At 38.4% G+C, this 14,818-nt stretch carries 13 protein-coding genes and 1 riboswitch; all 13 genes read right to left on the bottom strand.

What is annotated here, in order from left to right; all coding sequences use genetic code 11:
* Window positions 1-199: 199 nt before the first annotated feature.
* Window positions 200-1,300 (bottom strand): DUF4097 family beta strand repeat-containing protein, encoded by a 1,101-nt coding sequence (locus tag AC6CHV_RS04700; RefSeq protein WP_121446352.1) that lies wholly within the window; start codon window positions 1,298-1,300, stop codon window positions 200-202.
* Window positions 1,301-1,314: 14 nt separating this feature from the next.
* Entirely contained in the window at window positions 1,315-1,629 is a 315-nt protein-coding gene (locus AC6CHV_RS04695) for a magnetosome magnetite crystal formation protein family (RefSeq protein ID WP_121446353.1), read from the bottom strand.
* A 173-nt stretch (window positions 1,630-1,802) separates the two neighbouring features.
* Window positions 1,803-2,186 (bottom strand): hypothetical protein, encoded by a 384-nt coding sequence (locus tag AC6CHV_RS04690; protein ID WP_165918150.1) that lies wholly within the window; start codon window positions 2,184-2,186, stop codon window positions 1,803-1,805.
* Between the two features lie 117 nt (window positions 2,187-2,303).
* Window positions 2,304-2,804, bottom strand: a complete 501-nt coding sequence (locus AC6CHV_RS04685; protein WP_121446354.1) for a hypothetical protein — start codon at window positions 2,802-2,804, stop codon at window positions 2,304-2,306.
* Between the two features lie 121 nt (window positions 2,805-2,925).
* On the bottom strand, window positions 2,926-5,799 hold the full coding sequence (gene uvrA, locus AC6CHV_RS04680; protein ID WP_121446355.1) for an excinuclease ABC subunit UvrA: 2,874 nt from the start codon (window positions 5,797-5,799) through the stop codon (window positions 2,926-2,928).
* Between the two features lie 7 nt (window positions 5,800-5,806).
* Window positions 5,807-7,786, bottom strand: a complete 1,980-nt coding sequence (gene uvrB, locus AC6CHV_RS04675) for an excinuclease ABC subunit UvrB (RefSeq protein WP_121446356.1) — start codon at window positions 7,784-7,786, stop codon at window positions 5,807-5,809.
* 356 nt (window positions 7,787-8,142) lie between these two features.
* Window positions 8,143-8,370, bottom strand: a complete 228-nt coding sequence (locus AC6CHV_RS04670) for a DUF2198 family protein (RefSeq protein ID WP_121446357.1) — start codon at window positions 8,368-8,370, stop codon at window positions 8,143-8,145.
* A gap of 73 nt (window positions 8,371-8,443) precedes the next feature.
* A complete protein-coding gene (locus AC6CHV_RS04665; protein WP_121446358.1) occupies window positions 8,444-9,394 on the bottom strand; it encodes an ABC transporter substrate-binding protein in 951 nt (316 codons plus the stop codon).
* Window positions 9,395-10,213 (bottom strand): heme ABC transporter ATP-binding protein, encoded by an 819-nt coding sequence (locus tag AC6CHV_RS04660; RefSeq protein ID WP_498078236.1) that lies wholly within the window; start codon window positions 10,211-10,213, stop codon window positions 9,395-9,397.
* Window positions 10,189-11,244, bottom strand: a complete 1,056-nt coding sequence (locus AC6CHV_RS04655) for an iron ABC transporter permease (RefSeq protein WP_207899857.1) — start codon at window positions 11,242-11,244, stop codon at window positions 10,189-10,191. Before AC6CHV_RS04655 ends, AC6CHV_RS04660 begins: the two co-directional genes overlap by 25 nt.
* A gap of 65 nt (window positions 11,245-11,309) precedes the next feature.
* Window positions 11,310-12,893 carry a peptide chain release factor 3 gene (locus AC6CHV_RS04650; RefSeq protein WP_498078235.1) on the bottom strand — a complete coding sequence of 528 codons (1,584 nt, stop codon included), beginning with the start codon at window positions 12,891-12,893 and terminating at the stop codon, window positions 11,310-11,312.
* 395 nt (window positions 12,894-13,288) lie between these two features.
* Window positions 13,289-13,374: riboswitch (cyclic di-GMP riboswitch) on the bottom strand.
* A gap of 23 nt (window positions 13,375-13,397) precedes the next feature.
* On the bottom strand, window positions 13,398-13,967 hold the full coding sequence (locus AC6CHV_RS04645; RefSeq protein WP_341330326.1) for a DNA-binding protein: 570 nt from the start codon (window positions 13,965-13,967) through the stop codon (window positions 13,398-13,400).
* A 186-nt stretch (window positions 13,968-14,153) separates the two neighbouring features.
* Complete coding sequence (locus tag AC6CHV_RS04640; RefSeq protein WP_498078234.1) at window positions 14,154-14,609, bottom strand: DinB family protein; 456 nt, start codon at window positions 14,607-14,609, stop codon at window positions 14,154-14,156.
* Window positions 14,610-14,818: the final 209 nt, after the last annotated feature.

The following is a 14,818-nucleotide window of genomic DNA, read 5'->3' as shown; positions in this document are numbered from 1 at the left end:
ACTGGTAGTAAGACCCCCACTACAAGTTTATTGGGATAACCAACAAGTATTTTTTTGGGGGCAAACTGCCAGTAGAAGCCCGAATCAATGTACAAAGACTAAGATCGACACATCCTGTGTCAACGTCTTTGTGACCCACTTCGTGTGGCCTCAACTAACATTCAGTAGGGGATGAAGACCCCCTTACTGAATGAATTTTTCACTTTATCGTAATAGAGCCTGTTTTCGTCTCAGCAAAGAGATGTAGCTTTTGCACTTTCTCTTCATTTGCTTTAAACCGTAGAGACTTCTGAACAACTTCATTTTTCTCCTCAATGATTGACATCATTGGAAGCTCTGACTTGAAGCTGCCGAGATTTGATTTTAATTCACCGTCAACTTGATAGTCATTTGCGACAAACACATCAATGCTCCCAGTGGTTGTTTTTACATACGCAGTGTGGCAGTTATCTCCCTGAATGTCGCAAGTGATGTTTCCGTTAAAGCTTTGGAGGTCAACTTTCTCAAAACGTCCAGTTGCTGTTACAGTCCCATTTAATGTTTCCGCTTCAAAATCTTTACTTGTGATTTGATTTGCTTTAATGTGACCATTTGCTGTTTCTATTTCAACCGATTCTGTATCAAAATTCGAAATGGTGATTGCACCATTTGCTGTTTTTGCACGGAAATCCTTTACTCGTAAATTTTCCCCAGTTATCGGTCCGTTAAACATGCGTGTCTTAATACTTTCATAATTTTCCTGAGGAACATATACTTTTGCATGAACCTTCATTTGCTTTTTCTGGATTGATAGGCGAAGTGCACCGTTTTCGATGGAGAAAAGAACATCCTCTAAAAATGCTTTGCGTGCACGTTCCTGGTTATCAATATTATATACTTTTGCTTCACATTCAACGCGGACATCCTTCTCTTCCCACGGAATAATTGTGATACTTCCATTCGAAACGTCTAGGTCAAGCTTGGTAATATATACGTCCTTATGCTGAAAAATATGTTTCACTTCTACCGCATTACCAAAATTAAAATCGAGATCGAGGTCTTTAATTTTTTTCAGAGCAGTGTCGATAAAGTCCATAAATTTGTGTTTCGCAGAGCCCTTGCTTTGATATGAATGTTGGTGTTGCTGCTGGGATTGCTCATACTGGACTTGAGTCGAAAGCTCTGTCTTGATTTCCTGTGCTGGATCTTGGGACTGGCTCTCCTCGCCAGAATGGAGTTTTTCAATTAGAACGATTGCTTCCTCAGCTGTCAGTTTTCCCTCTTCAACTAGTTTTAAAATACGTTTTTGTTCTTCTTTCATGGTTCCTTCCTCCCTTAAAGTTCTTCTTGAGCTAATACTTGAATTCCTTTTACAATGTTCCAAATCACAATTCCGACGTTAATGATCGCTAATAGGATGAACACTAGCACCATAGTAGCTACAAATGCCTCCACAGACCATATAAAGAAAAACGGAATAATGATAAAAACGATTGTTGCTACTGGAATAATATGTGAGATTAACGCATGCAAGGCATGCCTTTTTACTACTGGATTTTGAACTATGATATAAACAACGAGTGGTAAAATAAACCCCGCAAAGAAAACACTGAAGTAACACAACGCTGCAATTAATTTGTCGGTATTCACTCTTCATCTCCCCTTTATACCTCTATATACGATAACGAGATATAATTGGTTTCAAGATTTTATAAAAATAAGCCTGGAGTCTTAGATAACAAAGGGAGCCACTTGATATATCGATGAAAGAATCGGGCGAATTTCCCCTGACTCAAAAAAATCCAGAGGTCAACCCACTGGATTTAATGCTTAGGCTTGCTTTCTAAAAGTCCCTTAAAGTTTTCGCGGTAATGCCATGCTAATATTCCTTCAAATACTGTGATAATAATCGCCAATGGAAGCAACTCTGAATCTACAAAGATATGAAATGTTAAAATATTGACTATCAAACCTGCTAAAACAACCAAGGCTAACGGAACATACCTATGAATAATCAGTAAAACACCAGTGATGATTTCAACACCTTTTTCCAATGCTAGAAAATAGCCTTCTCCCAAAAATTCCATCGCAGCAGGGCTTGTTGGTGCAAATGGCTCAAATCCAAATAATACAGCATACCCATTTAACCCTGCTCCTAAAAATATGGTCCCCAACAGTATTTCAATAATGCGAATGGTGATTTTCATCATAATCCCCTTTGTATGGTTTTTAAATAGCCACTTTCAAAAGATTACCTTAAAGACCCTTACAGTAATATTTACGGTATTACACTTCCGTTAGAACTAAGAAGGATGAACTTCAATTTACTTTTTGCCTAACTCCCTTGCAAGAATCGATTGGCGAAACCCCTTTTGGCGAATGAGTTCTTTCATTTCTTCTGTGCTCATGTAGGAAAGGCGGATATGATAATAATTAATGTATTCAACCATAGCAAATCCGTATAAGAAAAGGTACCAATATAGTCCTTTAGAAAAAGTAGCTTGGTAGACTAGGAAAGGGAAACCCACTACAAGTAATACCAGATTACTTTTCTTAAAAAAACGAAAACGGGATAGATAACTGTCAGGTAAAGAAGAACTTTTGCCTTGTTTGACCCGCTTCCACTTCAAGTACCAATAATAACTACCTTGAAATAAAATGTATTCCAAAATACAGAATGCAAATAGATGTGGAATAGTGATTAAATAATGAGCAGACCATTCAAAAGTTGGAATATATAGTAACCAGAGGACCGCAAATAGAATGGCAGCTGATAATTCTCCTGTCCAAAGGCTAAATAGTTTTTTCTGAGCTCTTGCTTTCATGTGTATCAACTCCACCTATTAATTAAGAATCTATTAGTAGAGTACCATAATTTTCCTCCCGGAGTATGTTTTCAGTTAAAAAATCCCGTTCTGCTGCTATGCGCAAAACGGGATTCTGCATTTATTTAGAAACTGTCTCTTTTTCTTTGATTAGTTCTTTCATACGCTGACGGTCGCGTTCAAGGACTGGTTTTAGATAGCGTCCAGTGTGGGATGCATTGATTTTTGTAATTTCTTCTGGTGTACCTGTTCCATTGATAGTACCGCCTTTGTCTCCACCTTCAGGGCCGAGGTCAATAATGTAGTCCGCGGCTTTAATTACATCGAGGTTATGTTCAATGACGAGGACTGTGTCCCCATTTTCAACTAATCGCTGTAAGACCTTAAGCAATCTTGAAATGTCATCTACATGTAAGCCTGTTGTTGGCTCGTCTAATATATAAAACGACTTACCAGTTGAGCGACGATGTAATTCAGATGCAAGCTTCACGCGTTGTGCTTCTCCACCAGATAGAGTTGTTGCGGGCTGTCCTAGTTTAACATAGCCTAAACCAACATCATATAAGGTTTCAATTTTCCGCTTGATTCGTGGTATGTTTTCGAAAAAGGATAGTGCATCCTCAACAGTCATATTTAATATATCTGATATGTTTTTGTCCTTGTATTTAACTTCTAATGTTTCACGATTATAGCGTTTCCCATGACATACCTCACAAGGTACATAAACATCTGGCAGGAAGTGCATTTCGATTTTAATAATTCCATCACCACGGCAGGCTTCACAGCGTCCGCCCTTAACATTGAAACTAAAACGGCCCTTCTTATAACCTCTTACCTTTGCTTCATTTGTATTAGCGAACAGATCACGAATATCATCAAAGACGCCTGTGTATGTAGCTGGATTTGATCGTGGTGTTCGTCCAATTGGCGACTGGTCAATGTCGATTACTTTTTCTAATTGTTCAATCCCTTTAACTTCCTTGTGTTCACCAGGTTTTGTTTTGGCTCGGTTCAGTTTCTGTGCCAATGATTTATGGAGAATCTCATTCACCAAAGTACTCTTACCTGATCCTGATACACCTGTAACAGCGATGAACAGACCAAGGGGAAACTTAGCTGATACATTTTTTAGGTTATTTTCCTTTGCACCAATAACTTCTACGTAACGTCCATCCGGCTGTCTTCTTTCGCTTGGAAGTGGGATAAACTTTTTACCCGAGAGGTATTGTCCTGTTAAGGAATTCGGGTCTTCCATTACTTCTTTAGGAGTTCCCGCAGCAATAACCTCTCCCCCATGAATTCCAGCTCCCGGTCCGATGTCGATTAAATAATCAGCAGCTAACATCGTATCTTCATCGTGCTCAACTACAATTAATGTATTCCCAATATCTCTCATTGTCCTTAATGTATCAATCAGTCGGTCATTATCTCGTTGATGTAATCCTATTGACGGCTCGTCCAAAATATAGAGAACACCGGTTAAACGCGAACCGATTTGAGTAGCTAGTCGAATCCGTTGAGCCTCACCACCAGATAAAGTACCTGCGGCACGACTTAGAGTTAGATAATCTAATCCAACATTGACGAGAAAACCGAGTCGTTCTTTGATTTCTCGAAAAATAAGGTTCGCGATTTTCATATCTTTTTCAGAAAGCTCAATAGTAGTGAAGAAATCAAAAGCTTCATTAATAGAAAAGTCTGTAACATGAGAAATATGTTTTCCTGAGATTAAAACAGCTAGACTTTCCTTTTTCAATCGATATCCTTTACATGTAGGGCAAGCCCGCTCAGCCATATACTTTTCCATTTGTTCCCGGATATAATCGGAGCTTGTTTCATTGTAACGTCTTTCTACATTTCGAAGGACACCCTCAAAAACGATATTATTTTCACGTTTCTGACCGAAGTCATTCTCATAATAGAAGTAGATTTCCTCCCCATCACTTCCATAAAGGATTTTATCCATCAAATGCTTCGGGATATCCTTAACAGGAATATCCATATCAATCCCGTAATGATTACAAACTGATTCAAGTAATTGTGGGTAATATTGAGAGCTTGTTGGCTCCCATGGTGCAATTGCATGCTTTCGAAGCGATAAATCCCAGTTCGGAATCACGAGATCTGGATCGACTTCAAGCTTGTTACCTAAGCCATCACAATCGGGACATGCACCGAAAGGGCTATTAAAAGAAAACATTCTTGGTTCAAGTTCCCCAATCGAAAAACCACAAATTGGACATGAATGAAGCTCACTAAACAAGAGTTCCTCTTCCCCAATTACATCAATAATTACTTTACCTCCGCCTAATCGAAGGGCAGCCTCAAGGGAATCAGATAGTCTTGCTATTACACCTTCTTTAACTACAATTCGGTCAATGACAACCTCAATTGAATGTTTTTTATTCTTTTCTAGCTCGATGTCATCTGATAGCTCAAGCATTTCACCGTCGACACGAATTCTGACATAACCTTGTTTTTTTATATCCTCTAAAACTTTCACATGGGCACCCTTACGTCCTGATACAACAGGCGCGAGTACCTGCAGTTTTGTCCGTTCGGGGTATTCTAATATACGATCCACCATCTGCTCAACAGTTTGTGAAGTAATTTCGATTCCATGGTTAGGACAAACCGGTTTTCCTACTCGAGCATATAATAAACGCAAATAATCATAAATCTCTGTTACCGTTCCAACAGTTGACCTTGGATTCCGACTTGTTGTTTTTTGGTCAATCGAAATCGCAGGTGAAAGACCCTCAATTGAATCAACATCGGGTTTATCCATTTGGCCTAAAAATTGACGTGCGTATGCAGAAAGAGACTCGACATAGCGCCGTTGTCCTTCTGCATAAATGGTGTCAAATGCAAGGGAAGATTTTCCTGAACCAGATAGACCAGTCACGACAACTAGTTGATCTCTTGGAATCGTAACATCTATATTTTTTAAGTTATGGGCCCTTGCTCCTTTGACGACTATTTTATCCAATGCCATGTTTATGTCATCCTTCCGCTTTTAACTCCAAAATTAAATCACGTAATTCAGCTGCTCGTTCAAAATTAAGTGCTTTTGCAGCTTCCTTCATTTCATTTTCCATTTCAGCAATTACCTGTTCGCGTTCCTTTTTCGATAATCCAGTTAACTTAGGTACTGTTTCATAGGTTTCCGTATCTTCGGCTGCAGTTGTAGCACGAATGACATCGCGAATATCCTTTTTAATAGTTTGTGGCGTAATACCATGCTTTTTGTTATATTCCTCTTGTATTTCACGACGACGTTTTGTTTCATTAATCGCAATTTCCATTGAGTTCGTCATCTTATCTGCATACATGATGACCCTACCATTAGCATTTCGAGCGGCACGACCAATAGTTTGAATGAGTGATCGTTCCGAACGCAGGAACCCTTCCTTATCCGCATCCAGAATGGCAACAAGTGAGACTTCAGGAATATCCAGTCCTTCTCGAAGCAGGTTAATCCCTACTAGTACATCATGTTTACCCATACGTAGGTCACGAATAATTTCAATCCGCTCTAGTGTTTTTATTTCTGAATGCAAATAGGTTACCTTAATCCCAACGTCCTTCAAGTAATCTGTTAAATCCTCAGACATTTTTTTCGTTAAGGTAGTAATCAGGACTCGTTCATTTTTGTTTACACGGTCTTGGATTTCACCTAATAAATCATCAATTTGACCTTGAATTGGTCGAACTTCAATAATTGGATCAAGTAATCCAGTTGGACGAATAATTTGTTCAACCATTTCGTCTGTATGCTCGATTTCGTAAGGTCCAGGTGTAGCAGAGACGTTAATGATTTGATTGATATGCTTTTCAAACTCCTCAAAACGCAAAGGGCGGTTATCCAATGCTGATGGAAGACGGAAGCCGTGATCAACCAGTACTTGTTTCCTTGCCTGGTCACCATTAAACATGCCTCGAATCTGAGGCAATGTAACGTGCGATTCATCAACGACAATTAACAAATCCTCTGGAAAATAATCCAGTAAAGTATAAGGTGTTGAACCTGGCGGGCGTAAGGTTAGATGACGTGAATAGTTCTCAATACCTGAACAAAAGCCCATTTCACGCATCATTTCAAGATCATAATTTGTCCGTTGTTCAAGACGTTGTGCTTGTAATAATTGACCATCTTCACGAAGTTCAGCTAAGCGTTCTTCTAGCTCTGCCTCAATATTTTTGATCGCAATTTGCATTTTTTCTTCACGGGTTACGAAGTGGGATGCCGGGAATATTGCAACATGCTCACGTTCACCCAGTATTTCACCAGTTAAGGCATCAACCTCACGAATCCGATCAATTTCATCACCAAAAAACTCCACGCGAATACAGTGCTCATCACGTGAGGCGGGGAAAATTTCAACAACATCCCCTCTTACACGGAAGGTTCCGCGTCGGAAGTCAATGTCATTTCGTTCATATTGAACATCCACTAATTTGCGTAAAAGCTCATTTCGCTCGATTTCCATTCCCGTTCTTAATGAAACAACGAGTTCCCTATATTCCTCAGGAGAACCCAAGCCATAAATGCAAGATACACTCGCAATAATGATGACGTCCCTACGTTCAAAAAGTGAAGATGTTGCTGAGTGTCGTAATTTATCAATTTCATCATTCACGCTTGAGTCCTTCTCGATATATGTATCAGAGGATGGAACATATGCCTCTGGTTGGAAGTAGTCATAATAACTAACAAAATATTCAACAGCGTTATTGGGAAAGAACTCTTTAAATTCACTATAAAGCTGACCTGCCAATGTTTTATTGTGGGCAATGATAAGTGTCGGTCGATTTACTTCCTTGATCACATTCGAAATCGTAAACGTTTTTCCTGTACCCGTAGCACCTAATAAGGTTTGAATTTTTTTGCCAGCTTTGATTCCATCAACAAGCTGTTGGATTGCTCGTGGTTGGTCACCCTGTGGTGAATACTTTGAAACTAACTCAAATTGATCCTTCATTTACGTTCCTCCCATCCATTCTTTTGTTTTTATGTAATTTTCCACTGACTTTTTCTCGATAGAAATATTGTACCACAAACTGACCTAAAACAAACAAAAATACGAACTGATATTCGATTTTTTATTTATTGAAATGTAGTTTATAAAAAATATAACATACTATAATTAGGTAAATAGGTTTACTTTGAAGGAGTTTTATATGATAAAAGGTGATCTTTTATTTGAATTTTTTTATTCATAGAGGGGCAATTAGAAGTGTAAGATTAAATAAAAGCTTTGTTTAAGTGTGGGAGAAGTTTGAAATAAATCGAAGTAATTTCAAAGACAAAAGTCCTTCATCATCTCGATGAAGGACTTTATTTTCCCGCTCTTTTTCCCATATTTCTCGCATACATGAATCCTGCTCCCAACGAAAGAATATCAGCAGCGATGATAATCGCAGAATCGGCATATCCTTTATAAATAGACGCAACGATAAGGGCAACCGCTAGTAAAAACCCCACATAATGGTTATAGGTTACTCTTGTAAAGAAAACGACGAGTACACCAGGAAGGATGAGCGCCAGCAATAGTTTTAATAGCATTAAATTCGTATCCTTTCAATTTCATATCTTCAATATAGCAAATCAAATTAAGGAATTCACGTGATTACTCCTGCTATTTAAACAATTCCGGATAGAATCCTTTAGCCAATGTTTCAACTGCATACGCCATACGGTTTCCTGGTAGTACACTCTCTAATGAAATAACGACAAACTTTTCATTTTTAACACTTTCAAGTTGTGAAAGCGCTGGGTCATTTTTGATATCCTTTATTTTTTGCTCAATCGAAGGAGCATCATAATCGTGAATTAGAATGACATCTGGCTGCCTTGCAAGTACTTCTTCGTAGCTAACTGTGGTCCATTGTTTGTCTGTGATATCATTAAAAATATTTCGGCCGCCTGCTAGCTCTATTAATAACGTTTCAAAATTTGTTCCACCCGCGGTGAAAATGCCATTTCCGCCACTATCATATACTAGTACATCAACTGGCTCATGATTATCCAATTTCTCATGCACACTAGTAATTCGTGCCTTTTGTTCTTCAACAAATGACTCCGCTCGATCTTCAATGTCAAAGATCTTACCGATATCACGTATTTCCTGATAAATTTCTTCCATTGTTGTGGCTTTATTCATATATACGTTGATTCCATAGCTTTCAAGCTCATCCACGTCTAGACCTTCACTACCAAATTCCCAATCAATGCCGTAAATAAAATCTGCCCCACTCGTTATTACAGCTTCCCTTGTTGCAGAACCGTACGTAAGCTCTGGAATCTTCTCATAATCGTCCTTGTATTCAGGCAAAGCACCGCGGCTATGATTGTCCAAGCTGTTTCCAATTACATAATCAGAGAGTCCTAATGCAATAAATAATTCGGTTGCATTCGGCCCCAGGGTTAATACTTTTGAAGGTTTCTCAGTAAATTCTATTTCTCTTCCATAATTATCAATGACCAGAGCTTCTTTAGATTTGGTAACGGAGCCGTTCTCTGTATCCGAGCCACATCCTGTTAATACCAAAACAAGAATCCCTACCAGTAGCAAAACTAGTTTTTTCATTTAAATTTCTCCTTCTAACAAACTGACGGGTAAATAGGTAATCGTCACTTTTTTCGTAGTTGGATGAATTGCTACATCAGACCTGACCCCGTAGATTTCGTATATCGATTGAGACGTTAATACTTCTTCAGGCGTTCCTGCCATCAAAATACGCCCATCCTTAACAACATAAAGTCGGTCGCAATATAGAGCAGCAAGGTTTAAATCATGGATAGCGGATAATACTGTTACACCTAGACCTTTAATCAAATCAAAAATTTGTAGCTGGTGCTGGATATCCAAGTGATTTGTTGGCTCATCTAGTAGTAATAGATCCGTTTGCTGCGCAAGCACTCTACCTAGTAAGACACGCTGCTTTTCTCCGCCTGATAGATTGATATAGTTACGTTTCTCCATATCAGACATACCAATTTGCTCAATCGCATTTGCAACAATTTCTTTATCTTTTCTACTGTCACCATCAAAAAGTCCTTTGTATGGGCTTCGTCCCATTGCGACGATTTCTTGAACTTTAAAGTCAAATGGGATGACATTTTCTTGTCCAACTACACCGATTTTTTTGGCAACTTCTTTAGGGTTCATTTTATATACATTCTCTCCATCTAAAAAAACAACACCGGAATCAGGCTTAAGCACACGATACAAGTTTTTAAGGAGAGTCGATTTCCCACTTCCGTTTGGTCCGATGATTCCGACAAATTCACCTTTATTAACATGCAAATTCATATCTTCAATAATCTGTTTTTCATTCAATGAAAAATTCAAATTCTCAACTTGTAGTGTCAATTTTTCACCTACTTCTTTGTTTTTAATAACCAAATGAAGAATGGGCCTCCTACTAATGCGGTTAATATCCCAATTGGCAATTCTTCAGGTGCGATCACCATTCTGGCTGCGACATCTGTCCACACAACAAGGATTCCACCGAGTAAGGCACTTACAGGAAGAACACGTTTATGATCTGAACCAACGAGAAGTCTTGTAATATGCGGAACCATTAAACCGATAAATCCAATTGAGCCACTCACCGCTATCGTGACACCAGCTAAAAGCGAGGCCACAAGGATTAACAGTTTATGTAATCTCCCCACATTAAAGCCTAATGTTCCCGCTGTTTCGTCACCAAAAAGTAAGGCATTAAGGGCACGGTATTGGCTCATTAAAGCAATCATACAAATCACTGACACTATAAGAGGCAGTGTTAAATAGCCCCATTTTGCTCCTGCCAAGCTACCTGACATCCAAAAGGTAGCATTATGTAAGCCTAACGCGTTCGGAGCACTTAGCGTAATCGTTCTTGTTAAAGCATCCATCATCAGTGCGATGGCGACACCTGAAAGTAAGAGATGAGTAACATTGATTCTTCCGTTCACCTTTGAAAGGACATAGACTAAAATAATCGTCACAGCAGCGCCAATAAACGCACTAATGGAAAGTGAATAAGTACCGAAAATTGAAAAAGCACCAAATAACATACCTAAAGTTGCCGTTGCAGATGCACCTGATGAAACACCGAGAATGAATGGATCTGCAAGATGGTTACGTACCAATGCCTGCATAACTACCCCTGTTATCGCTAATGAAGCACCAACAATCATTCCTAATAACACTCTTGGTAGGCGCAAACCCCAAACGATATTATACTCAACCTGAGTCCAGTTATTTTCAATAGTAAGAAAGGGAAGTTTGGCTAAAAGAATTTGGATGACCGTAAGTGGATGAACTGAGACTGGCCCTATACCGATTGAGAAGAAGATTGAAAGTGCACTTACTATCAACAGCAGTATTGTTATAATCTTCATATTTGGTTCATCTTGATTGAAGATCTTTTGAATATAATCCCTTTTCATCCCAATTCCTTTCTACAAAACATGAACGCCCAGAGAAGTTTTCTGAGCGTCGTAGAGTCATGTTTTTACACACCTTTATAGTCATTACTTTCATAGAAGTCGATTAGTTCAACGTACTTGTTTTTATCTTGGAAATAACGATACGTAAAGTCATTTTCAAATAACACGACATATCGGTCGTTACGGTCCCGAACAAGTAGACTTCTTGAGTCAAATAGGCGAGTATCTACATCTTTATTGCCAATCCATCTTGGGATCCTGTTTCCAAGTGAAGTGAACTCAACAGAGACATTATATTCTCCCTCTAATCGATATTCAAACACATCATATTGAAGTTGGCCAACCGCACCAAGAATGAACTCATCACTTGATTCCTGTCTGAATAATTGAATTGCCCCTTCTTGAACGAGCTGTTCAATACCTTTTCTAAATTGCTTTGCTTTCATTACGTTCTTCACACGTACCTTACGATACATTTCAGGTGGGAACACAGGCAATTCCTGGTAATGCATATCTTCTTTTCCAGCTGTAAGGGTATCGCCGATTTGGTAGACATTTGGATCATAAATCCCTATAATATCGCCAGGATAAGCCTCATCTACTGTTTCACGGCTTGCAGCCATAAACTGCTGGGTTTGATTCAACTTGATTGATTTGCCTGTACGAGTGATGTTGACACTCATTCCACGTTCAAACTTCCCTGAGCAGACGCGAAGGAATGCAATTCGGTCGCGGTGCTTCGTGTTCATGTTTGCTTGGATTTTGAAAATATAGCCTGAGAACGTTTCGTCCTCTGGTGGAATTAAGCCAAGATTTGTTTTACGTGGCTTCGGTTCTGAAGCAAATTGTAAAAATGTATTAAAAAACGTTTCTACACCAAAGTTTGCGAGCGCACTACCAAAGAAGACGGGCGTAAGTTCACCTTTGGCTACACGTTCCACATCAAAATCATTTCCTGCTTCGTCCAATAAAAGTAATTCATCTTGTGTACTTTCATAAATCGGACTATCTGTAATTTCAGGATATTTGCCGTCCTCTAGCTCCTGTAATGAAATGATTTTTTCGTCTTCATTTCCAGTAAAATGTACAAATTGTTTGTTGTAACGGTCAACAATCCCTAAGAATCGTTTCCCCATTCCAACTGGCCAATTCATCGGATAAGACTCAATACCAAGGACCTCTTCAATTTCGGCTAAAAGTTCCAGTGGATCTTTTCCTTCACGGTCAAGCTTATTGATGAATGTAAAAATTGGAATACCTCTCATACGACAAACTTTAAATAGTTTAATCGTTTGTGGCTCGACACCTTTCGTGGAGTCGATGATCATCACAACACTGTCCACAGCTGTTAACGTACGATAAGTGTCCTCACTGAAGTCCTCGTGTCCTGGTGTATCAAGAATATTGACATAAAAGTTTTGGTATGGAAAACTCATCACACTTGACGTAACTGAAATCCCACGTTGCTTTTCAATCTCCATCCAGTCCGACGCAGCAAATTTTCCTGATTTTTTTCCTTTTACCGTACCTGTTTCACGAATTACATTACCAAAATATAATAATTTCTCAGTCATCGTCGTTTTACCGGCATCCGGGTGGGAGATGATGGCAAACGTTCTTCGTTTTTGAACTTCATCTATATAGCTCATGTAAATTATCCTTCCGTTATCACAGATTGTATCTAAAAAAATATATCACAATTAAAAAGGAACTACAACGAGAATTGATTCCAATTCCGCATAGCAAAGGTTCGAAAATAAAGCGATTCTGTGATTTAAATCACAGAATCCTATTTAGGTTCGCACTATACTAAAGATAGAAATAGAAAAAAACTATAATGAGGTGAGAGTTACATGTTTGTAGCATATTTTCTTGTTTTTAGTCTTATTCTAGTTTGTGTCGGTTTTGCAATGCAAATTATGAAAGGTGTAAAAGAAATAGATAACAATTCACTGGATCAATAATGTAGAAAAAGAAAATGGGAGAACTAGTTCAACTAGTATCTCCCATTTTTTCGTCATCAAATAAAGGAACCCTTCCATTCTATAGCAACCCGGCCACCATAGAGTTATCCTCCTTAGGCCCGTGGCTTTGCGTCATTGTCTTTCAACAATTTTGCCTTTTGTATAGTTTGGTTTTTATCAATGATGTATTTATTTCACTGCTTGATTCATACGCTGGTATTTACGTTGGATGCTAATTGGGCTACGGTTTAGTCTTTTCCCAATATCGGAAAACGGAGTACCTGTTGCCACAAGCTCAATCATAGAGTTAATTTCTACTGTAGTCCACGCCCGGTAATTGACCCTCTTTTGCTTTGAACGCTCTCCTTCCACCCAACATGGTTCAGGAACGATTGCATTTTTTTCAATTTTTGAAAAGTCAATTCGGCTTTTGTTCCTCTTTGCCCAATCCCAAAAATCCTCGGGTTTAATAAAGTAAAATTTTCGAGTATTTCGTGTTGCTTTTTTTGTGTACCTTAGTCCATGGTTATCAATCCATAGCTTTACAGACTTTGGATCAATTTTTAATAGAGTTGCCAATTCGTGCATAGTCAATTGACCAGTAAAGGATTTCGTGTTCGAAAGCCCTAATCTTTTAATCTTTAACTCAACTGCCGTTTCCGTCCTACGAAGGTGATTGGCAATGGTAGAGATTTTCATACGGCCTACATTATCCTTCAAAAACTCTATTTCTTCATATGTCCATGTTCTCTTCTTCAAATCAAAAATCCCCTTTTCATTCTTAATAGCACTAAGAATGAAAGGCCTTTTGATGACATACTCTTATCATATCATACTATTGAACTAAAAACACACTGACATTTTTATTTTCACTAGAATTGTCAAGTGCTTTTTATACTTTTATAGTATACAAGTTGAATGTGCATCTTTCCGGATAGTAGCTACTTATTTTTGAAGCATAAGCTTCATCGCATGAATTTGGCCTAAATGGTAGGCAATATGGAAGAGTGCTAGGTTCGTTATTTCACCAAAGGTTTCCAGCCCAAGAAAGGGTTGTTTCAGCCTTTCTTCCAAACGTTCAACAGGAATTTGCTGTATTCTAGTTACCTGATTGGTAAATTGATTTACAAGATCTGTTTTTGAGGGAATATCTCCATTCCAATCTGCAGGACTAGTTCCTTTAGCAAATAGGTTTATGTAATTTTCCGGTAGAGAAGTAGATTTCTTCGGATAACCAAACATGAACTGCTCATTGACCGTAACGAGATGACCTACATGCCAAAGAATTGTATTATTAAAACCCTCCGGTTGAATATTAATTATGTCGTCTGTTATATCCTCTAGTTCGCCAAGGAAACGACCTTTTAATACTTCAAATTGCTTCAATAAATAGTGACTCATTGTAAACCCCTCCTAGTTTTTAAGTGGTAGTAATCTATATGGCATTTGATGTTATTTGAGACCAGATTATTGCCTTAATAAGTCATCTGTATTCATTTTTCTTTTGAAAGCATTTTAAAAAATGCGTGATGCTTAGGTAATAGTTAGTAACATGCATAATTCCTATGGTCTAGAGCGTTTGTGCATCTGTTTAAATTTTCTGTCAACAA

The sequence above is a fragment of the Ferdinandcohnia sp. GQ5 genome (assembly GCF_059759275.1).
This window is presented reverse-complemented; position numbering and strand designations above follow the sequence as displayed.

What these genes read in the sequence shown, in the direction of transcription:
- AC6CHV_RS04690 (WP_165918150.1), bottom strand. Translation starts at nt 2,186, where the DNA reads ATGAAAATCACCATTCGCATTATTGAAATACTGTTGGGGACCATATTT.
- uvrA (WP_121446355.1), bottom strand. Translation starts at nt 5,799, where the DNA reads ATGGCATTGGATAAAATAGTCGTCAAAGGAGCAAGGGCCCATAACTTA.
- AC6CHV_RS04700 (WP_121446352.1), bottom strand. Translation starts at nt 1,300, where the DNA reads ATGAAAGAAGAACAAAAACGTATTTTAAAACTAGTTGAAGAGGGAAAA.
- AC6CHV_RS04665 (WP_121446358.1), bottom strand. Translation starts at nt 9,394, where the DNA reads ATGAAAAAACTAGTTTTGCTACTGGTAGGGATTCTTGTTTTGGTATTA.
- AC6CHV_RS04655 (WP_207899857.1), bottom strand. Translation starts at nt 11,244, where the DNA reads ATGAAAAGGGATTATATTCAAAAGATCTTCAATCAAGATGAACCAAAT.
- AC6CHV_RS04670 (WP_121446357.1), bottom strand. Translation starts at nt 8,370, where the DNA reads ATGCTATTAAAACTATTGCTGGCGCTCATCCTTCCTGGTGTACTCGTC.
- AC6CHV_RS04640 (WP_498078234.1), bottom strand. Translation starts at nt 14,609, where the DNA reads ATGAGTCACTATTTATTGAAGCAATTTGAAGTATTAAAAGGTCGTTTC.
- AC6CHV_RS04685 (WP_121446354.1), bottom strand. Translation starts at nt 2,804, where the DNA reads ATGAAAGCAAGAGCTCAGAAAAAACTATTTAGCCTTTGGACAGGAGAA.
- AC6CHV_RS04650 (WP_498078235.1), bottom strand. Translation starts at nt 12,893, where the DNA reads ATGAGCTATATAGATGAAGTTCAAAAACGAAGAACGTTTGCCATCATC.
- uvrB (WP_121446356.1), bottom strand. Translation starts at nt 7,786, where the DNA reads ATGAAGGATCAATTTGAGTTAGTTTCAAAGTATTCACCACAGGGTGAC.